Here is a 21,160-nt window from a genome sequence, read left to right on the forward strand (position 1 = left end):
GGTCGGGTTGGGGATCACGGGGCGGGGTGGGTGCGCTCGAGCTGGTCGGCGCGTGCGGCTGCCTGCTCGCGGGTCATGCCGTCCGCCACCTCGGCGTCGATGTGCGCGTGGCAGAGGGCTGGCGCGCACCAGCAGGCGAGGGTTGCGTCCTGGAGCGTGCGGGCCTGCGCGACCAGGTCGGGACGTCGCAGCAGCAGCCGGATGTACGCCGCCACCGCGGCCTCCGGGGAGCCGTAGCGCTTCACCGAGAACGGGTTCGCGAGGGCATGGGCCGGCAAGTCCCAGCCGCCCATGGTCCATCGGCGGCCGACGTAGACGAGGCCCTCGGGCGCACGCTCAAGGCGCGGGCCGTACTCGCGGATGCGGCCCTTGAGGCTGATCACCTGGGTGGTCATCGCTGCACCGCCGCAGCCTTGCGCTCTGTGCAGTCGGCCCACGCGACGACGGCCGGGTATTCGTCGCCCTTCCGTGGCGCATCGGAGCAGCCCTCGCAGATCTCCATCTGCCGCACGTGCGAGCAGGTCGTCTTGCCGGGGATCTCGTCGCCGTCGTCGGTGAAGTACTCCTCGCACTCCCGCTCCAGGCACTCCAACCCGGCGACGTCGACCGTCACCGGCTTGTGCTCGCGCGACTCGGTGGGCTGGAAGGCGCGGGCGTGGCTGCGGTTCACGCAGCGGGACCACGGCACCGCGTCGCCCTGCTCGGCAGAGCACGCTGAGCAGCAGGTTCCGGCGGGAGCGGACAGGCACAGGATGCCGTCGTCGTAGGGCTGGTGCCCCAGCGTCATCCACTCGTCCCAGGCGTCGGTACCACGCTCGGGGATCGGCTTGTGCGGGCAATCGTCGGTCTCGGCGTCCCGGAAGAAGTTGGTGGGCTCGTGGTCGTGGGCCTGGATCATGCGGTGCTCCTTGATTGCGAGTTGGGTTTGTCCGGTTGGTGCAGGTATCGAGGTTCGAGCGGAGCCAAGAGGCGCTGTACGGGCCTCAGAGGCGCCAGGAGGGCGCGGGACGGGGCGAGCGCCACCGGACGGCCCCGAGGCCGCCAGAGACGGACCGAGGGTGCGGGAAACGGCAAGCGCGGCCGACGCGGGCGCGGCGAGCGGCAGGACCGGTCCCTCTGCGGGGCGCGGTTCAACGTGCGCCATCAGGCGGCCTGCCTGAATCCCTCGGACCGCCAGCGCCACACGGTGCGCGGGGTGACGCCGACGATGCGGGCGATCTCCCCGGCAGGTACGCGCCGTTCGGTGAGACCGCGGGCGACCATGACGCGCTCGAGGCGGGTCAGCCCTTCGACGGGACGCTTCTCGCGGACGATGAGCTCGACGTCGTACTCGTCGGCGGTCTTCCAGTGCCGCCACTGCGTCTGGTGCCAGGTGCTCATGCGGCGGTCCCTTCGGCTTCCTGGTAGCGGCGGGCGTGGACGGATCCAGCTGCAAGGGGCCACTTGCCGTCGCGGCAGGGCGCCCCGGGTGTGACCTGGCATTCGGGGCAGCTGGCGATGAGCTCGGCCCAGGCGGCCACGCGCTGCTGGTGCGGCTTGGGCAGGGTCTTGTCGCGGGTGCGCAGGTGGCATTTCTGGTCGGGGCCGGCAGTGCAGCGGGGGCAGGTGATGCCGTACAGGTCCTTGCGCTGGCCGTCGGTCGGCCAGTTGGTGCCGCCTGGCTGGAGCCGGCTGCGTCCGTCGGCTATCTGCTGGCGGAGTGCGGCCTTGAAGTCGCCGGCTTTCCGGGCTTGGCGGGTGGCGGCGACGTCTGCGGCGCTGGGGTGCCAGTCGGTGCTCACGAAGCGGCCTCCTCGTCGGCCGCGTTCTCACCCTCGGCCTGGCGGGCGAGATGGCGGGCCGACGCGGCACGCCTGCGCTCCATCTCCGCCTGCTCCGCCGCCGGATCGGAGGTGTCGCCCGTCCGGGCCGGGTGCGCGGCGCGCTCCTTGCCGCCAGGTGTTCGACAGGGGCGGCCGATGGCGGCACGGCACTTGGGGCACTCGATACCGAGCGGGCCGGGCCGATGGACGGTCGCGGTGTCGCTGTCCTCATCGGGTACGGGCTGGCCGATGGTGGCGAGCACCTTGGCAAGATCGGGGTGGGGGCCGCCCTCGATGGCGGCCTGCTCGGTGGGGGCAGGGCGGCGGCCGTCGGCGGTGGCCTCGAGCTGGCCGCGGAGGCGGGCCAGATAGTGCGGGTCGTCATCGCCCGGCGGGGGCTCGTACACGAAGTTCGCGAGGCGCTCGTTGCGGATCTTGCGGGCGATGCCGATGACATCGGGCGTGGTGACGCGGCGGCGGTCCTCGGGTTCGAGGCCAGCCATCTCGACGGCGTAGAAGCGGGTGAGGGCGGCTTCGGCGTCTTGGCAGCTGACGCCTGCTGCGTTGAGGTCGGAGTGCCAGGCGAGGATGTCGGCGTCGCCAACTATGCGCTGGTCGCGGGCGGCGGCGAGGCCGAGAAGCCGCCCGGCTTCTTCGAAAGTGATCACGAGGTCTCCTGGTTCTGGGCATCGGCGGCGGCCTGGAGGCGACGACCGGCTTCGAGGGCTTGCTGGACGCGCTGGTCTGAGGTGGCGGGGCGCTGGATGCCGGGCTGGAGGCGGACGACGTTGCTTCCCGCCGCGGCGGGAAGCTGCTGCTCGTGGCTCTCCGGCTCGAGGGACTTCCAGCCGCGGATCCACGCGGAAGCGCTGGCTGGAAGGCCCTTCTGCTGGGCGCTGTTGGCCGCGTAGATGGCCATGGCTTCGACGCCGACGCGTTCCATGGCTTGGCGTGCGATCTCGATCTGTGAGGCCTGGAGGTCCCAGCCGACGCCGCGGATCCCTGCGGAGGCGACGGCGGTCTTCAGCTCGGCGAGCGTGTCGTAGCTGCGGTGGGCGTCCGGCTCGCACGCCTGCCCTGCAGCAGCACCAGTAGTTCCGTAGGAACTACTGGGGTAAGGAGCGGCAGCGGCATGGATACCCGTGACGGAAGTGTCACGCCGTGACTCATTGCTCTGACCTGCACTGGAGTCTGAACTTTGAGATTTTTCCAGTGCAATTTCACTGTTTTTCGAAGAACTTTCATCGCGCAATCTCTTCGATTCGTCGGCGTTTTTGCCTCCGTTCTGGTCTCCGCGGCCCTCCTCGCGGTGCTTCGCCTGGCGGTCGCGCGCCTTCTTCTTCTCCGCTTCGTGGCGGGCTCGGGAGGTGTTGCGGCCGTCGTCGAGGAAGTCGTGGAAGACGTAGTCGCCGGGGGCCGGGTCGGGGCATCCGTGGGGACAGTTGTGAGCGTGCTCGTGCCACAGGCCGGCCTTGACGAGCTTGGCCGCCTGGGGCTTGCTGCCGTACAGCCCGGCGACTACGCCGGGAATGATGCCGTCGGTCAAGTGCTGGGCGGCGTAGGCGCCGCAGCGCAGCCAGAGCCCGATCGCGGCGTTCCCGGCTTTGATCAGCTTCGGGTGGGAGTGGGCCTTGTCGTCGATCCTGAACCAGGGCATCAGTACTCCCCTGGGATCTCTCGGCAGGTCTTCACTTGGCGTCCCCCAGCGGCTGAGCTGCGATCTCCAGGGCGGAGAGATGCCGGGACAGGCAAGTGGTCAGGTCGGTGTCTCCGTAAGCCCCGGCGGCCACGGCGGCGGCGAGAGCGTCGTTGAGGTAGAAGTTCGCGTCGGCGACAATGCGGTTGTAGTGGCCGAGGAAGGCGCTCCGCTCCTCGGCCTCGGGCCACCGGTTCGTGCCCGCCCGGAAGCTGCGCGTCCACAGGTCCACGGTTCGCTGGCGGAAGGCGTCGGTGCCGGTGTGCTCGATCTCGTTCGCTCGCAGGCCGTGGTGTAGCTCCGTCGAGTGATGAAAGCCCGCCAAGATGGCTGTGCGCCGGATGCGGTCCAGCGAGACCCCGCCGTCTGCCAGCTCGTCAACCTGGCTCTTGATGACATTGAGGAGGAAGGAATCGGGTGGCTGCACGCGTGGGGATGCTCCATCGAGATCCATCCATGCGTCGCACCAGTCGATGGCGATGTCCGCACGCCGTTGATCGGCTTCGGCGTTCAGCGCTTCTTGGATGTCAGCCAGGCCTACGCTCGCGCCATGGATGGCTGCATTGATCAGCTCCTGGGGATCGAGGTAGCCGCCGCCGGCTTCCAGGCGGATGACGCTCTCCTGGAAGTTGGCGCGCTCTGATTCGGTCGGTGGCCGCTCGAGGTCAGTCGTCCATTCGCGGTGCCACAGTTCGACGACGGCCTGGCCTACGGCACTCATGGGGCCGACGGTCGACTCGGCGGGCGGGGACGCTATCGCTCGGGCGCGGTCCTGGAGTTCGTTGACCATGCGCCAGGCGATGCCGCAGGCGTAGCGGAAGGTGTTGTCGACCTTGACCGTGGGGTTGGTCATGGCCTTCTCGATGATGTCGGGCCATACCTCCTGGGGGAGGCTGGCCTCGTAGAAGGCGTCGAGGCTTCCCTTCCATCCGTCGAGGAGTTCGACGCGCTCGGTCTTCCATCCGCTCTCGCGAGTCCAGCTCTCCCACTCCGACTTGAAGGCTTCGCGGTAGGCGATCTTCGGACTCTGCTTGTCCCTTAGGTCGCTGGCGGCTTGCTTCATGGCCTCGGCCCACCGGAGCGCGTCGTCGCTCACGGCCGCCACATGGTGTGCGTCCGGGCTGGCGCTGCTCTTGCCGCTGTTGCACGGCTCGCAGCTGGTCACCAGGTTGTCGGGGGTGTCGGCGCCTCCAAGCGCGACGGGCGTGACGTGATCGACGCGCAGCGGGACGTCGGGGGCGGACGCGCCGCAGTAGCGGCAGGTGTGCGAGTCCCGGCGGAGGATTTCGTACCGGAGGCGTTTGGAGACGGCCATTTGTCCCTCGATCTGAAAGAGCGATTGCTTTGGTGCCGCTGGAATTGAGCGTGCGATTTCGGCAGCAGATTTGGCCCGGAGGTTCCCGTCTTCATGTACATCATAGCGGTGAACGCGCTCATGTACATCATGATCGTGAGGTACACTCCGGACATGAGCGCGGTGAAGAAGGAGAACCAGGAGAAGATCGCGGAGTTCCGCAACTCGCTCGCAGACGCGATCGAGAAGGCCCGCTACTTCGACGAGACGACCGTCCTGACGTCCCGCGGGAAGCGCGTCGCCGTCCTGGTCGGCATGGACTTCTACGAGCGCGCCCAGGAAGCGCTCGGAGAGCAGCGCGTCCTCGAGGTGGACGACGTCGAGCCCTCGAAGCGCAAGGTCGTCGTGCGCCGCAAGCCGGCCGCCAAGTCCGACGACTGATCGCATCTCCCCTCCTCTCCTCCCAGCCCCGCCGTGTGCGGGGCTTTTGTCGTGCGGTCTGCGGTCACGGCCGGCGCTACGGCCCGGCGCGGGGGCGGGTCATGCGGCGGCCTCGGCGTCTGGCTGAGGTCGGGCGATGCCGAGCGCGCTGGCGATGACGTGTTCGGCGAGGAGGCAGGGGACGGCGTTGCCGATCTGTTCCAGCTGCTTGGTGCGGCTTCCCTGCCACGGATGATCGGGCGGGAAGGTCTGGAGGGCCGCGGCGTCCTGGACGGAGAGGCGGATGGTGTCCCGCCGCCCCCCGCGGTAGGCGGGCAAATCGGCGGCGTCGACGATGCGCTGGCAGTTGATCCAACGGCCTGCGTCGCGTTCGCCGTAGAGGGTGGCGCGTGCGCCAGAGCCTCCGACGCAGGACGGGTCGGGGCCGCCGGCTGCGGTTCCGACTGCGACGGTGAGCGCGGGCCGGTGCGTCATGCCCCACCCGATCGCGTCAGCCATGGAGACCCAGGGCTGGAGCCCGAACGCGCCCTGCCTATCGGCGCCTTTGCGGTACTTCTCGTGGGTCGGCTGCGGGAGCCGTGCCTGACCGTTCAGGGTGGCGGCGAGGAACGCGCGGATGCGGGTCTGCGGTACGCCGTACTCCTCGGCGGACAGCCGCCCGGTGGTGACGCTGTAGCCCTCGGCGCGCAGGATCGGAGCGAACGCCTCCCATACGGGGAGCACGGTGGATACCTGTTCCAGGCAGATGGTCCGGTAGGACTGTCCTGCGTCCTTCGCTTCCAGAGCCCAGCGCAGCGGTTCCAGGACGAGCCCGGTGCGCTCATCGTCGAAGCCCTTCAAGGCCAGCGCGATGCTCTGCCTGGCCGCCAGCGTCTGCGCCAGGTCCAGGACGGTGTCGAGGGCTTTGCGTCCGCTCCCCTTCCCGCCGACCGAGTACGGCTGGCAGGGCGGGGAGCCGATGAGGTCGGTGGAGTCGGGGAAGTCAGCGGGTCCGTAGTCGCGGACGTCGCCTTCTACGGTCCCCAGCCCCGCGGCGCGGCGGGTCTCGCATGCGGCGTGGTCGCGTTCGATTCCGGTGACGTTCAGGCCGAGCCGGGTAGCCCCAACGTCCCATCCGCCTGGTCCGGCGAAGAGGTCGACGATTTCACTGGCGCTGCGCATCATGCCGCCCTCCGCGCTTCCTGGAACAGCACGCCCATGGCAGCCGCGACGATGTGGGCGGCCAGCAGCGGCGGTACGGCGTTGCCCACCTGTTCGAACTGCTTCGTTCGCGTTCCCTGCCACGGGTAGTCGGCGGGGAACGACTGGAGGATGGCCGCTTCCGGGATGGTGATGCGCACGGTGTCGGCGCTGGCGAACTGCGACTCGCCCTGCGGAGATCGGTCACGATGGCCGGGAGGAGCGATCCGGTTCGTGGCGCACACAGTCGTCGCGGGCCGGTGGTTGATCCACTCGTACTCATTGCGGGCGTGCCCGAACGCGAGAGTTGCAGCCGGCTCATCCACCGTGCGTACTGTGGCGTTGGCGCGAGCGTTGTGCTTGAGAACCCACTGTCCGCCGGATTTGCTGGTCAGTGCGGGTGCGGTGTGCGGGTCAATCGTCTGCCTGCTGCCGTCCGGCTGCTGGTTCCGGTTGGTGTGCAAGATCCAGGAGCGGGCCTTCTCGGTGAGAGCCCAAGAGGGCTCATCGACAGGGAAGTTGTTGCCGCCGGGCGTCTTGCGGTCGCCGCGGGTGTTGACCAGGTCGGCTGCATCCAGGCCCAGCGCCTGTGCCATGGAGACCCAAGGCAGCAGGCATTCACCGAACAGGTCGTATGCCGGGTCTTTGTCATGGGTGGCGTCCGGTGCGGCAATTCGGCGGACCCGCGACGCGATAAGCACGGCGCGCTTCCGCGTCTGGGGCACGCCGTAATTGGCAGCGTTGAGGACACCGGTCCACACGTTCCAGCCGAGACGGCGCAGTTCCTCGGCGTGCACCTTCCATAGTGGGAGGACCCCGGGAACCTGCTCGAAGACGGCCCACTCCATAGGTATGCCGCCGCCGGGGTCACCGGTGATCAGTGCGTGCAAATAGCGGGCGGGTTCGAGAACGAGGACCGTGGCGAACGCGTCTTCGCGGGCTGCGGTCTCCACCTTGTCCTGCGTCCAAGGTGCACGCCGTTTGGCGTTGGCGGTCTCCTGCTCGGCGAGCGCGGCCGGGTAGATTTTGTCGCGGAGTTCCTGGCGGCAGTCGTCGCCGCGGAACATCCGCCTGATGCCGTCGGCGAGCAGGCCCATGACCTTCAGCCCGAACTGCTTGCCTGCGGCTGAGAACTTGGTGCAGGGCGGGGAGAATATGGCGCCCTGCACGCGGCCGATGATCGGCGCTAGCGCGAAGCAGGACACGTCGACGCGGATAGTGGTGTGCCCTGCGGCGGCCCTGGTCTTACAAGCCGCCTCATCCCACTCCAGGCCGACATCTGCCAGGCCAAGCATGCGGAGACCTTGAGACCATCCACCGGGGCCAGCGAAGAGGTCGAGGATCATGCGGCCACCGCCTTCGCGACGCGGCCACGGATGCGGACGACAGTCCGCTGGTGGCAGCCGAGTTGCAGTGCGATCTCGGAGGCGGACTTGCGCTGCGCGGTGAGCTCGGCGACGCGGGCCGGGTCGGCGTACACCTTGCGCTTAGCGCCAGCCTTGGCCTCGCTGCACCAGCCCGATTCCGGCTCGCAGGCCGGGTCGTCGATGTCGTCCCAGGCGAGCGGGCCGTACCAGCCGCGGGTGTGGGCCACGCTGGCGACCTGCTTCTTTCCTGCCACAGTGGCGAGTTGGCGGTAGACCCGCTTGATCTCGGTGGCTTCTTCGGCGCGAACCCTGGTGACGATCCCGTTGGTGATGGCCTTGATCCGGTCGGGCGAGCAGCCCAGTTCCAGGGCGAGGCGCGTTCGGCTGTGTCCCAGGACGCGAAGGGCCTGCAGACGCCGTCGGCTTCCTGCGGCTTCCACGTGCTTGCGGTCCGGCGGCGGGGGGCCGATGTGGATAGCCAGAATGGCTGCGGCGCGCCAGTTGGCGATGCTGGTCTGCGCCCCGGTGTAGATCTTGTGGATCGAGGCGGAGGCGACACCGCTCGCCTGCCCGATCTGGACCTGCGTCCAGTTCGCGAGCATCAGGCGCTCGATGTGAACACGGGTCTGCGTCGCATCGCGGAGGCGGCGTCGGCCTTGGTTGTACTCCAGGCTGAGCTGCTTCTTGTACCGGTAGTTCTCCCGCTCGCACCCGTCGCTGCGGCATCCGCGCAGATAGCAGGCCCGGCTCGGGATGTGGTCGGCGGTGGTCATGACTGCTCCTCCTTCCGCTGCTGGATGTCGGCGATGGTCTGGTTGGCGCGGGTGTATGAGGCGCCGATCCGGTCGAAGGCGAGGCGGCCGAGGGAGATCACGACCCAGGCGGCGAAGCCGAGGACGATGACGACGGCGATGCCCATGACCCAGGCGAGGGCGTTGGCGATGGCGGTGTAGGTGGCGATCAGTTCGAGCGCGTCTTCCTTCACGTCCGCCTCCTGAGCGCGAAGACGATCGCGGTCACGGATGCGGCGATACCGAGGGCGCCGACGGTGAGGGCGAGGGTGCACATCACGCGGTCACCTCGTCGAAGAGGTCGTACTGTCCGGCGAGGACACGGTTGGACCAGAGGACTTCGGTGCGGTCCTTGTCGGTCTTCGCGTTGCCGGTCATGGTCGACTGCTCGTAGTGGTGCCAGCCGTCGTACAGCTCGAGGTACAGGGGCGAGTGGTAGCCGGAGAGGACGACGGTGGCTTTGCAGTCGGCGAGCGCGGCCGCGAGCTCACGGTGCTCAAGCTCGGTCTTCATCTCGCAGCGGTAGTTGTTGCCCCACCCGCGGGTGGTTCCGAGGTAGGGCGGGTCGACGTACAGCAGCACTCTTTGCTGCTTGCCGTACTTGGCGATCAGGTCGAGGGCGGGAAGGTTCTCAAGCGACACGTCCCGCAAGCGTTCGGCTGCGGACGCGAGCCGGGTGACGTAGGCCTCGAGGTAGCCGGGCATCGACGTGGCCGAGCCGGCGGGGTCGATGTAGTGGCGCCAGCCGGTGTTGCGGAGGGTGCCGGAGCGTCCTTGGGCGAGGCGGCACCAGATTCGGCGGGCCAGCTCGAGGTCGGTGTCGGCGGGCTGCCAGGTGGCGGTGAGCTCGGTGCGGGAGTGCGGGGTGAGCATGCAGGCGCGCAGCAGCTGCTCGGGCTGGTCACGCAGGACTCGCCAGAACGTCATCAGTTCGCCGTCGAGATCGTTGACGGTCTCCATCGCGGCGCGCGGCTTAGCGAAGAGGACAGAGAGGCCGCCGCAGAACGGTTCGACATAGTGGTCGTGGTCGGGCAGAAGGGATGCGATCCAGGGGGCGATGCGCTGCTTGCCGCCGAAGTACGGGACGGGGCTTTTCATGCGGCCCTCCTTGCAGCGGCGGTGCCTTTCCAGGTGCGGACTCCGCTGTGGTGGGCGGTGGGCCGGTCGCTGCAGGCCCAGCCGGCGGTGCGGACGTAGCCCTCGTCCTTCAGGAGCGTCATCAGGCGTCCCCAGTGGGCTTGCGGGTTCGGCGGCGACGACAGGTCGTGGACGTCGGCGATCTCGTAGCAGGTGAAGGTGCGGCCGGTTGCGGCGGCGGCTATGAACTTGGGCCACACTTCGGCGAGCCACGTCTCGTAGTCCTCCGCCTGCCGCTGTATGCGGGTCTTGGTCGGGGCCGGGACGCTGCCGTCCAGGGCAGGCTGCACGGGCGCGGTCATGACGCGTCCTCCTCGACCTGGTCGAGGGCGGCGTGGATGATGGCGGGTGCCGGGGTCCAGAGCTGCAACCGCCCCTTGGTGAGCACCGGCTCGGGCAGGGCGTAGACGCCTGCGAGCTGCCAGTGGTAGACGTCCGGTTCGCCCCACGGGGTACAGCAGCCGTCCGCGAAGTGGATGTCGGCGAGTTCGGCGGTCGCGATGATCGCGGCGCGGTAGTCGGGCCAGTCGGCGCGCGCTGTGTTCTGTCCGGCGGGGAGGATCGCGTGACGGTCCTCGCTGACGGCGGCGTGGATGAGGAGCGGTCCGCGGTAGCGCGTGGTCCAGGTGCGGTTCTCGGTGCGCTTCGCGCCGTGGGCGATCGCGTCCGCCCAGGGCTGTTTGACGGTCAGTGCCTTCATCGTGAGCCCTCCTCGGAGATGGCCTGCTGCTGGATGTCGAAGAGCGGCTCGTGGGTGAGCTCGATCTCGATGCGCTCGACCGCGGTCTCGGTGGCGGCCTTTGCGTCGTCGGGGCAGAGGAGGCGGCCGGACACGATCCAGCCCTGCTCGGCGATCTCCCGGCGGAGGCCTGCGCTCATCTCGGGGGCGTCGAGCTGCAGTTCGTAGTGCCTGTCGGCGTCGTAGTCGTAGAACTGGACGGTCTGCGTGCAGCCGCGGGCGTCGCATGCGACGACGTACACGGTGATCGGGCGGAAGGTCATGACGCACGCTCCGTCAGCTGGATGGTGCGGCCGGTGTGCCCGCTGTCGTAGGCCCAGTGGTTGCGGTTGCCGCTGAAGGCCGGGACGTCGACCAGGTCGCCGCCGAGGGTGACCGCGCCGAGAACGACGGCCTCGTGGACGGTGGCCCGGTCGAACGTCTTGAGGTGCGCGTAGGGCCCGTCGGCGCCATTGCGCAGCTCGGGCACGATCAGGGCGGCGTGCCGCTGATTGCGCTTGATGTAGCAGGGGCGGCCGAAGGTGGAGCGGGCGCGGAGCAGGTCGATCAGGTTCCGGACCGCGGGGCGGTAGGTGCTGGTCTTCGTCATCTCGTGGTCTCCTTGGGGTGGCCGCCCGCGCTAAGCCCGCGGGCGGCTCTGGCGTGTGCGGGCTACCGCTGTGGCTGGGTCAGCGGGATGGGCCGGGCGCAGCTCTCGCAGAGGGCTTCGCCATCCGGCTTGGTGAAGGGGCCGTCGGTGTCGCCGCATCGGGCGCACCGGATCTCAGGCGGCATCGCCGTCCCCCGCGTCGAGTTGGGGCATCAGGTCGGCGGCGAGCTCGCCGTTCCGCCAGGCTTTGCCGATGGCGTCCTTGCCGGCCTTGGCGAAGCGCACGGAGTGGCTGCGCGCCCTGGTGGCCCTGACCTCGACACCGGGGACCGTCTCGAGGACGCCAGTCTCGGTGTCGCAGATCTCGGGCCGTCCGGCGGCGGTCATCTGGTTGAGGAGCAGCGCCTTGTACGAGTCACGGACTTCCGTGACGACGCGGCGGCTGATCTCCGAGGGGGCGTTCTTGACCACCCAATCGCGGAAGGCGTCGGGATCGGTGACGACCGCTTCAGCCTTCGGATCGGTGAGGGAGATCTTGGCGACCTCGGTCCCGTCGGGCAGGGTCGCGGCGACCTGCCGCACTCCCCCGGTGGCGTCGAGTGCCTCCTGCATGTCGGTGCGTACCGCCCTGAGTCGAGCGGCGACCGCGTCGGCGAGGGCCTTGAGGACTGCCTCATCGGAGGCGAGCTTCGTCAGGTTGGAGAGCTCCATCACGCTGCCCCCTTGAGAAGGCCAGCCATCTCGTTCAGCTGGGCTGCCCCGGCTTCGGCGATGGGCAGGCCGTAGGAGCGCTCGAATTCCTCCTCGATGTTGGGGAGTCCGGCGGTGACGGCGGCAGCCCGCAGCCCGCGCTCAGCGACGGTTGCCGCATCCTCAGGCGGAGCAGCGGCGGGGGTGTCGCTCTCCACGACCTCTGCGTCGATCACGCCGTCATCGCTCTGTGCGTCTGCGGACGGCGCGGGTTCGGCGAGCTGCTGGCCTCGGTTGATCAGGTACGCGCCGAGCTCGAGCAGCTCCCGGTCGGCGGTCTTCACCGTCTCGGCGAGCAGGTTCTCCGCACGCGCCTGCCGGTAGAGCCCTTGCACGATCGTCCGGTCGGTCGTGGTTCCTGCCACGTCCGCGATGTCCTGGGCGGGCCGGGATCGGCCCTTCACCTCTGCCGTTTCCTGCGGATCGGGCGTCGCCCACGGGTCGGCCTCGCCGGGCTGTACCTTCCGCAGGTGCCTCTCCTCGGCCTGCGAGTTGTCCGCCTGCGCCATCTCCTCGGCGGTGTACACCCCGGCCAGGTCGTGCGGGAACGCCTTCCTCAGCGCCAGGGCTTCGGCGCACTTCGCGATCTGGTTGGCGCCCATGTTCTTCCACATGCGGCTGGGGTTGCCGTTGAAATCGGTCTGGACGTACTCGCGATACAGGGCCACGGCGGAGAACCGCTGTCCGTTCCGCAGGACCGTCACCTTGGCGGCGGCGGGTGCCTCGTCGGGCAGCCACACGTCTCGCCAGTTGCCAGCTGAGTCGCACCACAGGGTGTCCTCGTAGCCGAACGACTCGCGCGTCTCGGCGATCACCCGGTGTGCGACTACGCGGTAGCCGTCGATGCCCGTCTGGGGCGTGAAGACCTTCCGTCCGGCCCTCTTGTCCTTTCGTCCGATCAGGTAGATCTGGCGAGAGAACGGGTCGAGCTGGGTGCGCTGGCAGAGGTGCAGAAAGCCGGACAGTTCAGCCTTGGTCACGTCGCCGTCGATACCGGACTGCTGCAGGACCACAGCTTGCTCCGGCGTCCAATCGATCTGGTCGGGGCGGATGGCTAGAGCGCCGCCTGCCCGGACGATGTCGGTGGTCATTCGTGGTGCTCCGTTCACTTCGTGATGCGTGTGTGGTGGCCGAATTGGGTGTGCGGAAGACGGGCAGCCGCCCCGAAACCGGGGGGTTGGCTGGGGCGGCTGCCCTTGCCGCGGAGCCCTGGGGGAGGTAGCTCGACGCGGCAGCTATGGGTGGCGGATCAGGCGGGGGTCTCGGCGGGCCGGGGGTGGGTGGCCTTCCACTCCTCGGCCTCGGCGTCGTAGGTGACGAACGGGTTGTCGTCGATGCGGAAGTTGATCCCGGCGCTCTTCGCGTGGTTCAGGCCGCGCGCCAGGCGCCGCGCCCACATGGCGGGCTCCTCCGCCATCTGCTTGGCGACCGCCTCGTCACGCTCTTCCTTCCACTGCGCCGGCTTGTGGCCCGCCTCCTCGGCGGCATCCCACGCCCACTCGCCGATCTCCCCGGAGTCGAGCTGCTCGGCGGTGTCGGCTACGACCTCCTGAGCGGCCCGCGGGTCGACCTGGTAGAGGGCGTCGAGGTAGCGGTAGGCGCGCCAGTCGGCCACTCCAGAAGCGATGTGGGCGAGCCAGGCATCGCGGTCCTCGTCCCAGTCGGCTTCCATGGAGCTTTCGAGGGAAGACAGGACGCCGCGCAGCAAGTCAGCGCCGGTCTGACGCACGTCCTTCGGGGCCTCGAAGTGCCGGGTGGGTTCCGACTCCGGAATGTCCGTCGCCATGTCGACGCCCTTGGCCCCGGCGGCGAGGGTCCACAGCCACAGGCTGCTGACGGTCTCGAACGTCTCCTCCTTGACGGCACCGACTCCGGTGTAGCGGCAGGGCATTTGGGCGCCGATGAAGTCCTCACCGAAGACGAGGACGGGCTTCTGCTCGGCGGTGACGCGGACACGGAGGATGTCGTCGGTGTCGCTGAAGCGCTTCAGCATCCGGGAGTCGATGGCCGGGAACGGGACCTCGTCGACGGTCTGTTCCGTGATGCTGCGCAGGAGGCCGCGCCAGTCGGGGAACTCCAGGCTGCTGCTGACGGCTGCGCTGTAGGTCGTCTGCGGGGAGTCGAAGACGATGCGGTTGTCGCCTGCCTCGATGGTGATGTACTCCGCGCCCTTCATGGAGTTGATCCACTCGCGGAGTGACGGCAGATAGTCGGCGGGGATGGTGCGCGCCCACGGTTCCTGGTCCTTCTCGTCGTGGTTGAGGCCGTAGCGGGCGGCAACCATGGTGAAGCGGTCGGTGGCGACGGCGTACAGGTAGCGGGCGTCGATGTCGAGGCGGATGCCGTGCAGCGACTCGTGGCTCTCGCTGCCGATGTGGCTGATCGTCTTGTCGATGAGTCGACCGAGCTGATGGGCGTTGATCGTGACGGTCACGGGATCTCCCTGTGGGATGCTGAGGTCGGGCCCCCGGGCGTCTCTAGCGCTCGGGGCTTCTTGCTTGGTTGCCGGGCGGTCGGCGGGTGTCCAGCCGACGGCCCGGCAGATCAGGTGGGCGTGATGCGGGTGGCGCAGAACCGGGCGCCTTTGCCGCTGGGCAGGTCGAGCCACACGAAGTCGCCGTAGGAGTGGTCCGAGTTGACGCGGAAGAAGCAGTCGGCGAGCTCCGGGCAGCCAGCGGCTTCGAGGGCGGGCTTCAGGTACGGGATCGCGTACTCGGCCACGGCGCGGTGGAAGACGTTCTCGTCGTCCGCGGTGATCGTGGTGGCGGGCACCGGGTAGGTATCGCCGACCTTCCCGAACTCCAGGCTGTAGGTCGTCATGACGCCGCCCCCTTCATGGTGCTGAGCGGCTGTGTGTCGTCGACGCCCCAGCTGGCGGCCCGCGGCGGCTGGCTGGGGTCGGCGGAGGCGCCGGATGTCGACACGCGGACGACGGGGCCGAGGAGTCCCGCGTCGGCCGCCGCCCAGAGGGGCCGGACGTCGATGGGTCCGGTGGCCTGGTCGGCGCCGTTACGGGTGTCGCGCTCCATCGGCGGGACGGTGACCCGGTTCGCGTTGGCCTCGGCCGCCCGGTACGGGGCGAGTTCGGCTTCCAGCTGCTTCGTCTTTTCGCGTTCGACGCGCAGGTCTTCGAGGAGTCCGGAGTAGGCGATGGCGGCCCGGTCGAAGTCCTCCTCCGCCTTGGTGCGTGCAGCCTTCTGCTCGTCGATCTCGGTTGCCATGGCGACCATCTGGCAGGCCGCATCGTCGGCCTCCCGCACCAGCTGCCCGACCTTCTGCACGACCTGGCGGCGGGTGAGGCCGCGGCAGTCGGCGAATGCGCGGACCGTGTCGAGGACGCTCATGCCGTCGCCCCCGCCCGGAGTTCGGCCGCGGTGTCGCGGAAGGCGTTGCGGACGTCGTCAGCGGTGCGCTGGAGTTCGTCGTTCCAGTAGGCGACCTGTCGCGGGACCGGCGGGACCCCGACGTGGCGGGCCACGGCCACCGCGGCGGCGTCGGCGAGGGCGACGGCTTCGTGAATGTCACGGTCGCCAGCGCCGAGCGTCGGGCTTCCGCAGATTGCGACGCTGATGGAGCCGAGCGCGCAGACCGGGCAGTCCCGGAGTGCTTTGCCTTCCTCGGCCTGCTCTTCGTCGTAGAGGTAGCCGCGGTGCCAGCCGACGCGGTCGATGACGTCGATGGCCTTGTCGAGTACGTCGGCGATTTCGGCCTTGGTGGGTGTGGTCGTGATGGTCACGACTGCCTCCGTTCGGGGGTCGGCTGGTCGTCGGCGTAGGTGTCGTCGTCGGACTCGCTGTCCGCCGTGCGGCCGGCGGTCTTGGTGGCGTCTGCGGCGATGGCGTTCGTGGTGAGCCGCATGTGCTCGGCGGGTGTCACGGCGCCTCCCTGGCGTTCATGCGGGCGTCGAATGCGGCGAGGCTCTCGACGAATCCGGCGTCGGCGGTGTCGCGGAAGGCGCGGGATGCGTGGCGGCCCCAGGTGGTGAGGCGGCCTGTGTCGGCGTGCCAGGTCTGTGTCTGCTGCCAGTCGGCGGCCGGGAAGGCGCCCTGGAGGAGCGCAGCGAGCCGTCGGGATCCGCCGCGCGGGAGGCGGATCATGTCGCCGTCCGTGTTGCTGGCGCGGATGACGAAGGTCTGGGTCATCTCCCCCGACGTGTCCGTCCATACGGGTGTCGCCAGGACGGTGACCGCGCCGGGCGCGATCAAGCTGATGCGGAAGGACAGCTGCTTGCAGTGCCTGCGCCTGCGGCTGGCCGAGCTGCGCCGGGGGTGCAGCGGGACTGCCTCGCTCTGCCGGGTTCGCCGCGTGATGCAGGTGGAGAAGTACTCGCCCCGCACGCCGCGCGACCAGGTGCGCAGTTCGGGCCCGTACACGGCCGTGTAGTCGGCGTCGAGAGCGACGAGGGACTCCTCGATGCCGTCGGCATCGGTCAGGGTGTTGATCGCGGTCGCCATTTACGCCACCGCCTTCGTGCTGCGGGCGGCGTGCGCCGGGGTCTGCTGGTGCTCACGCATCGGCCGTCCGATCCCGGAGGTCTTCCAAGCGATGGGGCCGTGGCACTTGCGGTACGGGCTGTGGAACCAGGTCTGTCGGAACGACTCCCTGCCGCAGTCCGGGCAGGCGATCTGCGGGCCGATGCGTCGCCCGTAGCCGCTCACCTGGGGCGCTTCCTGCCGCTGCCGCTTGTCCGGCCGCTCGAACTCCAGGTCGCCGTTGATGACGTGGGCGTCCTTGAGCGGAACCTCGGACCAGTCGTCGGCGTAGTAGGCGAGGGCTTCGTCCTCGGTTTCGGCGTCGACCCACAGGACGCGGGTGATCGTCTCGGTGACGATGATCGGGAATCGGCGCTCGTTGATTCCCCAGGCGTTGGGCGGCAGCGCGTCCTCAAGGAACTCGTGCACGTCCCAGTCCGGTTCGGCAGGAACCACGCGCGGCCACTTTTGGCCGAGGTACTCGTGGTCCCCGCGATGCCTCAGCTCCCGGTCGCACTCCTGGTAGCTGCTGTCGGGCTTCGACTCTCCGCACTTCATGCCGCCACCCCCTTGGCCTGCGCCGGAGTGCGGGCGTCGATCGCGCTGAGGAGGCCGGTGACCGCCCCGTGAAGGGCCGCGAAGTCGACGATCGTGACGGGCTGTCGCTCAGCGAACGCCTTAGCGATCGGGGCGTGCGCCTCACGCACGGCGTCGACGACTACGGCGAGACCGGCGTCCAGGTTCAAGCGGTTCACGACGCACCTCCGGTGCGGATGTCGATGTGGGAGAGGGCGATGCCGCCCGAGATGCCGTCGACGATGACGATGGCGCTGTGGCCGCCAAGCACCATGGCTTCGCTGCAGGTCGCGGTGTCGATGCCCTGCCCCTGGCGGCTGCCGGGGTAGGCGGTGACGGGGGTCCCGATCGGGTGTGCGGCGTTCCAGCGGACGACCCGGCGGTAGGCCGCGTTCTGCGCCTCGGCCCTCGCGACGCGCTCGGCCCAGCCGGGATAGTCCTCGTCGTGGGAGCAGACCTCGGGATGCGTGACGAGCTGCACGTCGAGCCCATAGGCGATGCGGTCGGACTCGCTGTGTGTGGCCGTGGCCGCCTGCCGGAGGGTGATGCACGCGGCCACTGTGTCGGCGGGCACGTCCCAGTCGCCCTGGGAGCGCGGCGGGATACCGATCGTCGTCATCGGGGACCACCCGCCTCGTCCAGTGCGGTGCGGGCGGCGTCGATGGAGGCTTCGAGGCCGTCATCCCAGCCGGACCGGTAGTGCTCTGAGCCGGACGGTGCAGGGGACTTCAGGGCGTAGATGGCCCGTGCGACACGCTGCTTCAGCTCTCCGCGCTCGACCCGCAACTGGGCGATCTCCTCGCCCTGGACGCCGATAGTGCGGTAGTACTCGCCCGCAGCGGCAGCGCGCTCGCGCAGCGGCTCCAGCTCGGCATCACGCGCGCCCAGGAGCCCGGAGAGACGGCTCGTCTCCGCCAGCGCCTCGTCGCGTTCGGCGCGGACCTCTCCGAGCCGGGTCTCCAGCCGGTCCGCACGCTGACCGTTGGCGTCCGCACGGGCACACTCTTCGCGGACCAGCCTCACGAGCTCCTCGCGGCTCGCGCCATGGAAGGACTTCGCGGGGTCGACAGCCACGGCTTCGCGCTGCGGCGACAGGCGGTCACTCATCGCCCTCACCGCCGAGGGAGTCCTGGCAGCCGGGGCACAGCCCGGTGATCCGCCACTCCGCCTGATAGCGGGCGGCCTCGGACTCGTCCCAGAAGACGCGCGCCGTGCCGTCCTCGTCGACCAGCGGCTCACCGCAGCCGATCGGCGGCATCAGGCACCGCTCCTCAGCCACCGCAGTCGCAGGGAGATCCCCGCCGGTGAGAGCGGACAGGAAGGTGGGAATGTTCATCGCTCGCCACCGCCGATCCGCACGATCAGGCCCGGGTTGTACGCGGCCAGGATCTTGTTCGCGGCGGCCAGGCTGCGCAGGTTGAAGGCCAGCACATCCCGAGCCTCCGGCCCCAAGCACAGCGGCAACTCGTCGATCGCATCCATCGCCGCCGTCTCCGCCAGCAGGACGTGTTCCGGGATCTGCCTGCCGACGAGTACCGCCACGCGGTCCGGCATCGGCACAGCCGGAAGGGTCATCGTGATCACGACGTGCCTCCCTGAACCGGGACCGACGGGATCTGCACGGCGGCCGTACCTCCGAGCCGCTTGTGCAGCTCGTGCAGGCCCTTCGTCGTCACCCGCAGCTGCGGGGCGTCCAGCACCAACTCGCCTGATCGAGGGTGGTAGTGCGACATCGGGATCTCCGACAGGCGCCCCGTTTCGATCGCCGTCTGCATCGCCCGCACCCGGTTGTCGCTGACCTGGCGGTACGTCCACCGGTAGTCGGCCAGCACGGTGAACAGGCGGTTCCGGCCCAGCATGATCTGCGGGTCGCGGGACAGGATCTTCGCCGCGTCACCCACCGCGAAGTCGCCCTCGGTAGAGGCAAGGACGTTCCACGACGTGGCTGCGGGCTCCAGCTCCGCGACCTTCGCCGTCAGCGCCTTCGTCTCCCGCACCTGGCCGAGGAGAGCGACCAGCGCCTCCTCGTAGTCCTGCGGAAGAGCCGGGGCGGCGGGCTCCACTGAGTACGAGCCGGTCTGGCGGAGAGAGGGGACGACCTCATCCGTGATCCAGCGCCGGAAGGCGCGAGCCTCGGGCTTGCGGCTGTCGAGGACCAAGTCGTACAGGCCGGACTCGTTGACGATGGCCTTGTTGGGGTTGCCTGGAGTTCCATCCGCGATACGGATGGAACTCTTGTCGGCCTCATCCACGCGGGAGAGGGCATTGCCGACGTTGCTGATGGACAGCACCGCGCAGACGTCTGTCGCGAGCCACCAGGGCTTTGCGTCGATCATCACGGACCGCACGTGCTGCGCGGTCTCCGGGAAGGTGAAGACGAGAGGCGTCGTCATCGCGCACCGCCCGTCTCGCCGAAGCGGATCAGGGTGGACGGGAACGGGCCGCCGCCCTTCAGCGGGTCGATCTCGTCAGCGGCGTTGCGGTACTCGAGAGGCGTTACCTGCTCGCTGTGCACCTCCAGGCTTGCCGCAGCCATGCGCAGATCCTTCGCCGCCTCCTCGACCGCTCGCCCGCCGACGGCCTGCTGGTAGCGCAGGTGGACGTCCTCGGCGAGGCGCGTCGACAGGAAGCGGTGAACCTCTGACGGAATGACGGAGAAGCGCGACAGGTACTCGGAATCGCCGACCACCTGGCCGTCGATCTCCAGCTTCGCCAGGAGCCGGGACAGCTCGTACTGCGCTCCCAGCGCCTCGGTTCCCGGATCGGTGGTGTCGTCCATGAAGATCTGCAGCGAGGCGGACACACGCTTCGCAGCGTCGGCGATCTCGTCACGCTCGATCTTGAGGCGCTCGGCCTCACGCTCTGGCGTCTGTGATGATTGGGACACGGGGTGCCCTTTCTCTTGCAGGTAAGTGCAGGTGAGGGAGTTCCTCAGAGGCCCTGGCTGCCGGTAGCCCCCGGCGGTTGGGGCCGCATGCCGATCTAGGCGGCGGACCGGTGCCTGCGCGGCCGACCGGAACGCGTGGGGGCGTTGCGGTGCATGGCGGCGATTTCGGCAAGGTCGGACTCGCTGAACATCAGGCGGCGACCGAGCCGGTGGTGAGGAAACCGCGGCCCCTTGTCGGGGGTTCGGTTGACGCCGTCGCGGAGCCAGCGCTCGCCGGCTTGCCTCGTCCCGGTGTCTTCGGCCTCGTCCAGCAGCTCTTCGTCAGGGTTGTCCGGCTTGTTGAAGCCGAGCTTCCTTGCCGCTTCGCGGACGGTGTAAAAGGCCTCGAGGGCGGTGGGGGGAGTGTTTCGGGGAGACATGTCACCTCTTCTCTGAGGGCCCCTCGGGGGGTTCGAGGAGCAGTTGCGTGGAGTCGGCCCGTAGATCGAGTGCTGCGCGGAGCCGGGAGTGTGCGGTCGGTCTCATGCGGGTGCGGTAGCCGTTTTCGAGGTGGTTCAGATAGCGACGGCTGATCTGTGCGCGCTCTGCCAACTCGGCTGTGCTCAGCCCTGCCTGCATGCGGAGCTTGCGGATTTCCGCCCCGTTCACCTGGTAGGTGGGGAGGGGTTGTTCCATGCATCGAAGCTAGCGGGAGTTAGCGGCTATGTCTAGCGGTTTCTCGCGCTAGATAGCGGACAATCCTCAACGAGGGGGCACCCGAGGGCGCACACGGGGGCACGCGAAAGCACACCCCTCCGGACTTTGACCCCACAGGTTCCGGACTCAGTGGGCCCTGCTTGTAGCTGGTCCTAGCGGGTCCTGGCAGGATGGACCCATGGCCACACCTGACCTTGCGCGCCTTGCGAAGCTCGTCGAGGCGCGCCGCAAAGAGCTACGCCTCGGCATCGAGCCGGCAGCGAAACTCGCCAGCATGAGCAAGGACACCTGGAAGCGCGTAGAGGCAGGCCTGAATGTCAGGCCCACCACATACACGGGCATCGAAAAGGCGCTCCACTGGGCGGTCAGAAGCTGCCAGCGCATCCTTGACGGCGAGGACCCGATCATCAACGAGCCCGACGACGGCGCCGACGGCCATATCGCGAAGATCCCCAAGTCCGCTCTGGAGCGCGCGGTGGGTGATGCGGTCCAGTCCGCCGCCATCGCCACGAAGGGCTCCCTGACGGCCGATGAGATCCTGGCCCTGAACGAGCGCGTACTGGTGGAGCTCCGCGAACGGGGCGTTTTGTAGCCGAAGTTCACCCGAAAGCCGTACAACCATTTGCTTTCTCGGTTTTGTTACCGGTTACCCACAGATCACTTTGGTCCCGTGTGGTCCCAACTGGCCCGTAACATGGCAGGGTTTGAGCATCACCTTGGGGGTTCCCCGTAGTCCCGAGAGGG

36 protein-coding genes are annotated in these 21,160 nt (G+C 68.9%); 2 read left to right on the plus strand and 34 right to left on the minus strand.

The annotated features are described in order from the left end of the window. Nucleotides 1-14 precede the first annotated feature (14 nt). The 7 genes from M4V62_RS04530 to M4V62_RS04560 all read right to left on the minus strand — a co-directional run bounded on the left by M4V62_RS04530 (nucleotide 15) and on the right by M4V62_RS04560 (nucleotide 4,813). Nucleotides 15-395: a DUF4326 domain-containing protein gene (locus tag M4V62_RS04530; protein ID WP_249585910.1), complete on the minus strand. Its 381-nt coding sequence runs from the start codon at nucleotides 393-395 to the stop codon at nucleotides 15-17. Then, complete coding sequence (locus tag M4V62_RS04535) at nucleotides 392-898, minus strand: hypothetical protein (RefSeq protein WP_249585911.1); 507 nt, start codon at nucleotides 896-898, stop codon at nucleotides 392-394. Before M4V62_RS04535 ends, M4V62_RS04530 begins: the two co-directional genes overlap by 4 nt. Before the next feature lie 245 nt (nucleotides 899-1,143). Further along, nucleotides 1,144-1,380, minus strand: coding sequence for a helix-turn-helix domain-containing protein (locus tag M4V62_RS04540; RefSeq protein ID WP_249585912.1), 237 nt, complete (start codon nucleotides 1,378-1,380; stop codon nucleotides 1,144-1,146). Then, nucleotides 1,377-1,781, minus strand: a complete 405-nt coding sequence (locus M4V62_RS04545) for a zinc finger domain-containing protein (protein WP_249585913.1) — start codon at nucleotides 1,779-1,781, stop codon at nucleotides 1,377-1,379. Before M4V62_RS04545 ends, M4V62_RS04540 begins: the two co-directional genes overlap by 4 nt. Next, nucleotides 1,778-2,470, minus strand: a complete 693-nt coding sequence (locus M4V62_RS04550; protein WP_249585914.1) for a zinc finger domain-containing protein — start codon at nucleotides 2,468-2,470, stop codon at nucleotides 1,778-1,780. The genes M4V62_RS04545 and M4V62_RS04550 overlap by 4 nt, the downstream gene beginning before the upstream one ends. Beyond that, nucleotides 2,467-3,459 carry a hypothetical protein gene (locus M4V62_RS04555; RefSeq protein ID WP_249585915.1) on the minus strand — a complete coding sequence of 331 codons (993 nt, stop codon included), beginning with the start codon at nucleotides 3,457-3,459 and terminating at the stop codon, nucleotides 2,467-2,469. The genes M4V62_RS04550 and M4V62_RS04555 overlap by 4 nt, the downstream gene beginning before the upstream one ends. Nucleotides 3,460-3,490: 31 nt before the next feature. After that, complete coding sequence (locus tag M4V62_RS04560; RefSeq protein WP_249585916.1) at nucleotides 3,491-4,813, minus strand: HNH endonuclease; 1,323 nt, start codon at nucleotides 4,811-4,813, stop codon at nucleotides 3,491-3,493. A 153-nt stretch (nucleotides 4,814-4,966) separates the two neighbouring features. Here M4V62_RS04560 and M4V62_RS04565 point away from each other — a divergent pair, with 153 nt between their 5' ends. Then, entirely contained in the window at nucleotides 4,967-5,233 is a 267-nt protein-coding gene (locus M4V62_RS04565; protein ID WP_249585917.1) for a type II toxin-antitoxin system prevent-host-death family antitoxin, read from the plus strand. A 99-nt stretch (nucleotides 5,234-5,332) separates the two neighbouring features. Here M4V62_RS04565 and M4V62_RS04570 read toward each other — a convergent pair whose 3' ends face one another. From M4V62_RS04570 to M4V62_RS04700, 27 genes are all read right to left on the minus strand, one after another. Next, a complete protein-coding gene (locus M4V62_RS04570; RefSeq protein ID WP_249585918.1) occupies nucleotides 5,333-6,397 on the minus strand; it encodes a DNA cytosine methyltransferase in 1,065 nt (354 codons plus the stop codon). After that, nucleotides 6,394-7,758: a DNA cytosine methyltransferase gene (locus M4V62_RS04575; protein ID WP_249585919.1), complete on the minus strand. Its 1,365-nt coding sequence runs from the start codon at nucleotides 7,756-7,758 to the stop codon at nucleotides 6,394-6,396. The genes M4V62_RS04570 and M4V62_RS04575 overlap by 4 nt, the downstream gene beginning before the upstream one ends. After that, nucleotides 7,755-8,552 (minus strand): hypothetical protein, encoded by a 798-nt coding sequence (locus tag M4V62_RS04580; RefSeq protein WP_249585920.1) that lies wholly within the window; start codon nucleotides 8,550-8,552, stop codon nucleotides 7,755-7,757. Before M4V62_RS04580 ends, M4V62_RS04575 begins: the two co-directional genes overlap by 4 nt. Then, nucleotides 8,549-8,764, minus strand: a complete 216-nt coding sequence (locus M4V62_RS04585) for a hypothetical protein (protein WP_249585921.1) — start codon at nucleotides 8,762-8,764, stop codon at nucleotides 8,549-8,551. Before M4V62_RS04585 ends, M4V62_RS04580 begins: the two co-directional genes overlap by 4 nt. An 82-nt stretch (nucleotides 8,765-8,846) precedes the next feature. After that, a complete protein-coding gene (locus M4V62_RS04590; protein ID WP_249585922.1) occupies nucleotides 8,847-9,668 on the minus strand; it encodes a DNA adenine methylase in 822 nt (273 codons plus the stop codon). Continuing rightward, nucleotides 9,665-10,009 (minus strand): hypothetical protein, encoded by a 345-nt coding sequence (locus M4V62_RS04595; protein ID WP_249585923.1) that lies wholly within the window; start codon nucleotides 10,007-10,009, stop codon nucleotides 9,665-9,667. Before M4V62_RS04595 ends, M4V62_RS04590 begins: the two co-directional genes overlap by 4 nt. Then, complete coding sequence (locus M4V62_RS04600; RefSeq protein WP_249585924.1) at nucleotides 10,006-10,407, minus strand: ASCH domain-containing protein; 402 nt, start codon at nucleotides 10,405-10,407, stop codon at nucleotides 10,006-10,008. The genes M4V62_RS04595 and M4V62_RS04600 overlap by 4 nt, the downstream gene beginning before the upstream one ends. Continuing rightward, nucleotides 10,404-10,709, minus strand: a complete 306-nt coding sequence (locus M4V62_RS04605; protein WP_249585925.1) for a hypothetical protein — start codon at nucleotides 10,707-10,709, stop codon at nucleotides 10,404-10,406. Before M4V62_RS04605 ends, M4V62_RS04600 begins: the two co-directional genes overlap by 4 nt. Further along, nucleotides 10,706-11,035 (minus strand): hypothetical protein, encoded by a 330-nt coding sequence (locus tag M4V62_RS04610; protein ID WP_249585926.1) that lies wholly within the window; start codon nucleotides 11,033-11,035, stop codon nucleotides 10,706-10,708. The genes M4V62_RS04605 and M4V62_RS04610 overlap by 4 nt, the downstream gene beginning before the upstream one ends. A gap of 174 nt (nucleotides 11,036-11,209) precedes the next feature. After that, nucleotides 11,210-11,746 carry a hypothetical protein gene (locus M4V62_RS04615; RefSeq protein WP_249585927.1) on the minus strand — a complete coding sequence of 179 codons (537 nt, stop codon included), beginning with the start codon at nucleotides 11,744-11,746 and terminating at the stop codon, nucleotides 11,210-11,212. Continuing rightward, entirely contained in the window at nucleotides 11,746-12,876 is a 1,131-nt protein-coding gene (gene bet, locus M4V62_RS04620; RefSeq protein ID WP_249585928.1) for a phage recombination protein Bet, read from the minus strand. The genes M4V62_RS04615 and bet overlap by 1 nt, the downstream gene beginning before the upstream one ends. A 158-nt stretch (nucleotides 12,877-13,034) precedes the next feature. Next, nucleotides 13,035-14,219 (minus strand): hypothetical protein, encoded by a 1,185-nt coding sequence (locus tag M4V62_RS04625; RefSeq protein WP_249585929.1) that lies wholly within the window; start codon nucleotides 14,217-14,219, stop codon nucleotides 13,035-13,037. A gap of 110 nt (nucleotides 14,220-14,329) precedes the next feature. Beyond that, nucleotides 14,330-14,605 (minus strand): hypothetical protein, encoded by a 276-nt coding sequence (locus M4V62_RS04630; protein WP_249585930.1) that lies wholly within the window; start codon nucleotides 14,603-14,605, stop codon nucleotides 14,330-14,332. Next, nucleotides 14,602-15,129 carry a hypothetical protein gene (locus M4V62_RS04635; protein WP_249585931.1) on the minus strand — a complete coding sequence of 176 codons (528 nt, stop codon included), beginning with the start codon at nucleotides 15,127-15,129 and terminating at the stop codon, nucleotides 14,602-14,604. The genes M4V62_RS04630 and M4V62_RS04635 overlap by 4 nt, the downstream gene beginning before the upstream one ends. After that, a complete protein-coding gene (locus M4V62_RS04640; RefSeq protein ID WP_249585932.1) occupies nucleotides 15,126-15,521 on the minus strand; it encodes a DUF6197 family protein in 396 nt (131 codons plus the stop codon). Before M4V62_RS04640 ends, M4V62_RS04635 begins: the two co-directional genes overlap by 4 nt. After that, entirely contained in the window at nucleotides 15,518-15,661 is a 144-nt protein-coding gene (locus M4V62_RS04645) for a hypothetical protein (RefSeq protein WP_249585933.1), read from the minus strand. Before M4V62_RS04645 ends, M4V62_RS04640 begins: the two co-directional genes overlap by 4 nt. After that, the gene (locus tag M4V62_RS04650) at nucleotides 15,658-16,239 is read right to left on the minus strand and encodes a hypothetical protein (protein WP_249585934.1); all 582 of its coding nucleotides are present in this window, start codon (nucleotides 16,237-16,239) and stop codon (nucleotides 15,658-15,660) included. Before M4V62_RS04650 ends, M4V62_RS04645 begins: the two co-directional genes overlap by 4 nt. Further along, a complete protein-coding gene (locus M4V62_RS04655) occupies nucleotides 16,240-16,815 on the minus strand; it encodes a hypothetical protein (RefSeq protein WP_249585935.1) in 576 nt (191 codons plus the stop codon). Beyond that, on the minus strand, nucleotides 16,812-17,012 hold the full coding sequence (locus M4V62_RS04660; protein WP_249585936.1) for a hypothetical protein: 201 nt from the start codon (nucleotides 17,010-17,012) through the stop codon (nucleotides 16,812-16,814). Before M4V62_RS04660 ends, M4V62_RS04655 begins: the two co-directional genes overlap by 4 nt. Further along, the gene (locus tag M4V62_RS04665) at nucleotides 17,009-17,452 is read right to left on the minus strand and encodes a hypothetical protein (RefSeq protein WP_249585937.1); all 444 of its coding nucleotides are present in this window, start codon (nucleotides 17,450-17,452) and stop codon (nucleotides 17,009-17,011) included. Before M4V62_RS04665 ends, M4V62_RS04660 begins: the two co-directional genes overlap by 4 nt. Continuing rightward, nucleotides 17,449-17,940, minus strand: a complete 492-nt coding sequence (locus M4V62_RS04670) for a hypothetical protein (protein WP_249585938.1) — start codon at nucleotides 17,938-17,940, stop codon at nucleotides 17,449-17,451. The genes M4V62_RS04665 and M4V62_RS04670 overlap by 4 nt, the downstream gene beginning before the upstream one ends. Beyond that, nucleotides 17,933-18,169: a hypothetical protein gene (locus M4V62_RS04675; RefSeq protein WP_249585939.1), complete on the minus strand. Its 237-nt coding sequence runs from the start codon at nucleotides 18,167-18,169 to the stop codon at nucleotides 17,933-17,935. Before M4V62_RS04675 ends, M4V62_RS04670 begins: the two co-directional genes overlap by 8 nt. After that, on the minus strand, nucleotides 18,166-18,408 hold the full coding sequence (locus M4V62_RS04680; RefSeq protein WP_249592690.1) for a hypothetical protein: 243 nt from the start codon (nucleotides 18,406-18,408) through the stop codon (nucleotides 18,166-18,168). The genes M4V62_RS04675 and M4V62_RS04680 overlap by 4 nt, the downstream gene beginning before the upstream one ends. A 5-nt stretch (nucleotides 18,409-18,413) precedes the next feature. Beyond that, nucleotides 18,414-19,226: a BRO family protein gene (locus tag M4V62_RS04685; protein WP_249585940.1), complete on the minus strand. Its 813-nt coding sequence runs from the start codon at nucleotides 19,224-19,226 to the stop codon at nucleotides 18,414-18,416. Further along, a complete protein-coding gene (locus M4V62_RS04690) occupies nucleotides 19,223-19,720 on the minus strand; it encodes a hypothetical protein (protein ID WP_249585941.1) in 498 nt (165 codons plus the stop codon). Before M4V62_RS04690 ends, M4V62_RS04685 begins: the two co-directional genes overlap by 4 nt. 95 nt (nucleotides 19,721-19,815) lie before the next feature. Further along, the gene (locus tag M4V62_RS04695; RefSeq protein ID WP_249585942.1) at nucleotides 19,816-20,139 is read right to left on the minus strand and encodes a helix-turn-helix domain-containing protein; all 324 of its coding nucleotides are present in this window, start codon (nucleotides 20,137-20,139) and stop codon (nucleotides 19,816-19,818) included. Between the two features lies 1 nt (nucleotide 20,140). Further along, nucleotides 20,141-20,395 carry a helix-turn-helix transcriptional regulator gene (locus M4V62_RS04700; RefSeq protein WP_249585943.1) on the minus strand — a complete coding sequence of 85 codons (255 nt, stop codon included), beginning with the start codon at nucleotides 20,393-20,395 and terminating at the stop codon, nucleotides 20,141-20,143. Nucleotides 20,396-20,594: 199 nt separating this feature from the next. Here M4V62_RS04700 and M4V62_RS04705 point away from each other — a divergent pair, with 199 nt between their 5' ends. Then, the gene (locus M4V62_RS04705; protein WP_249585944.1) at nucleotides 20,595-21,008 is read left to right on the plus strand and encodes a hypothetical protein; all 414 of its coding nucleotides are present in this window, start codon (nucleotides 20,595-20,597) and stop codon (nucleotides 21,006-21,008) included. Nucleotides 21,009-21,160: the final 152 nt, after the last annotated feature.

Origin of the sequence: Streptomyces durmitorensis (assembly GCF_023498005.1) — a bacterium.
In the GTDB taxonomy this organism is placed as follows: domain Bacteria; phylum Actinomycetota; class Actinomycetes; order Streptomycetales; family Streptomycetaceae; genus Streptomyces; species Streptomyces durmitorensis.

Excerpts from the sequence above, each read along its gene's own strand:
- M4V62_RS04530 (WP_249585910.1), bottom strand. The coding sequence starts at position 395 with ATGACCACCCAGGTGATCAGCCTCAAGGGCCGCATCCGCGAGTACGGC.
- M4V62_RS04535 (WP_249585911.1), bottom strand. The coding sequence starts at position 898 with ATGATCCAGGCCCACGACCACGAGCCCACCAACTTCTTCCGGGACGCC.
- M4V62_RS04540 (WP_249585912.1), bottom strand. The coding sequence starts at position 1,380 with ATGAGCACCTGGCACCAGACGCAGTGGCGGCACTGGAAGACCGCCGAC.
- M4V62_RS04555 (WP_249585915.1), bottom strand. The coding sequence starts at position 3,459 with ATGCCCTGGTTCAGGATCGACGACAAGGCCCACTCCCACCCGAAGCTG.
- M4V62_RS04560 (WP_249585916.1), bottom strand. The coding sequence starts at position 4,813 with ATGGCCGTCTCCAAACGCCTCCGGTACGAAATCCTCCGCCGGGACTCG.
- M4V62_RS04565 (WP_249585917.1), top strand. The coding sequence starts at position 4,967 with ATGAGCGCGGTGAAGAAGGAGAACCAGGAGAAGATCGCGGAGTTCCGC.
- M4V62_RS04570 (WP_249585918.1), bottom strand. The coding sequence starts at position 6,397 with ATGATGCGCAGCGCCAGTGAAATCGTCGACCTCTTCGCCGGACCAGGC.
- M4V62_RS04575 (WP_249585919.1), bottom strand. The coding sequence starts at position 7,758 with ATGATCCTCGACCTCTTCGCTGGCCCCGGTGGATGGTCTCAAGGTCTC.
- M4V62_RS04580 (WP_249585920.1), bottom strand. The coding sequence starts at position 8,552 with ATGACCACCGCCGACCACATCCCGAGCCGGGCCTGCTATCTGCGCGGA.
- M4V62_RS04590 (WP_249585922.1), bottom strand. The coding sequence starts at position 9,668 with ATGAAAAGCCCCGTCCCGTACTTCGGCGGCAAGCAGCGCATCGCCCCC.
- M4V62_RS04595 (WP_249585923.1), bottom strand. The coding sequence starts at position 10,009 with ATGACCGCGCCCGTGCAGCCTGCCCTGGACGGCAGCGTCCCGGCCCCG.
- M4V62_RS04600 (WP_249585924.1), bottom strand. The coding sequence starts at position 10,407 with ATGAAGGCACTGACCGTCAAACAGCCCTGGGCGGACGCGATCGCCCAC.
- M4V62_RS04605 (WP_249585925.1), bottom strand. The coding sequence starts at position 10,709 with ATGACCTTCCGCCCGATCACCGTGTACGTCGTCGCATGCGACGCCCGC.
- M4V62_RS04610 (WP_249585926.1), bottom strand. The coding sequence starts at position 11,035 with ATGACGAAGACCAGCACCTACCGCCCCGCGGTCCGGAACCTGATCGAC.
- M4V62_RS04615 (WP_249585927.1), bottom strand. The coding sequence starts at position 11,746 with ATGGAGCTCTCCAACCTGACGAAGCTCGCCTCCGATGAGGCAGTCCTC.
- bet (WP_249585928.1), bottom strand. The coding sequence starts at position 12,876 with ATGACCACCGACATCGTCCGGGCAGGCGGCGCTCTAGCCATCCGCCCC.
- M4V62_RS04630 (WP_249585930.1), bottom strand. The coding sequence starts at position 14,605 with ATGACGACCTACAGCCTGGAGTTCGGGAAGGTCGGCGATACCTACCCG.
- M4V62_RS04635 (WP_249585931.1), bottom strand. The coding sequence starts at position 15,129 with ATGAGCGTCCTCGACACGGTCCGCGCATTCGCCGACTGCCGCGGCCTC.
- M4V62_RS04650 (WP_249585934.1), bottom strand. The coding sequence starts at position 16,239 with ATGGCGACCGCGATCAACACCCTGACCGATGCCGACGGCATCGAGGAG.
- M4V62_RS04655 (WP_249585935.1), bottom strand. The coding sequence starts at position 16,815 with ATGAAGTGCGGAGAGTCGAAGCCCGACAGCAGCTACCAGGAGTGCGAC.
- M4V62_RS04665 (WP_249585937.1), bottom strand. The coding sequence starts at position 17,452 with ATGACGACGATCGGTATCCCGCCGCGCTCCCAGGGCGACTGGGACGTG.
- M4V62_RS04670 (WP_249585938.1), bottom strand. The coding sequence starts at position 17,940 with ATGAGTGACCGCCTGTCGCCGCAGCGCGAAGCCGTGGCTGTCGACCCC.
- M4V62_RS04675 (WP_249585939.1), bottom strand. The coding sequence starts at position 18,169 with ATGAACATTCCCACCTTCCTGTCCGCTCTCACCGGCGGGGATCTCCCT.
- M4V62_RS04680 (WP_249592690.1), bottom strand. The coding sequence starts at position 18,408 with ATGACCCTTCCGGCTGTGCCGATGCCGGACCGCGTGGCGGTACTCGTC.
- M4V62_RS04685 (WP_249585940.1), bottom strand. The coding sequence starts at position 19,226 with ATGACGACGCCTCTCGTCTTCACCTTCCCGGAGACCGCGCAGCACGTG.
- M4V62_RS04695 (WP_249585942.1), bottom strand. The coding sequence starts at position 20,139 with ATGTCTCCCCGAAACACTCCCCCCACCGCCCTCGAGGCCTTTTACACC.
- M4V62_RS04700 (WP_249585943.1), bottom strand. The coding sequence starts at position 20,395 with ATGGAACAACCCCTCCCCACCTACCAGGTGAACGGGGCGGAAATCCGC.
- M4V62_RS04705 (WP_249585944.1), top strand. The coding sequence starts at position 20,595 with ATGGCCACACCTGACCTTGCGCGCCTTGCGAAGCTCGTCGAGGCGCGC.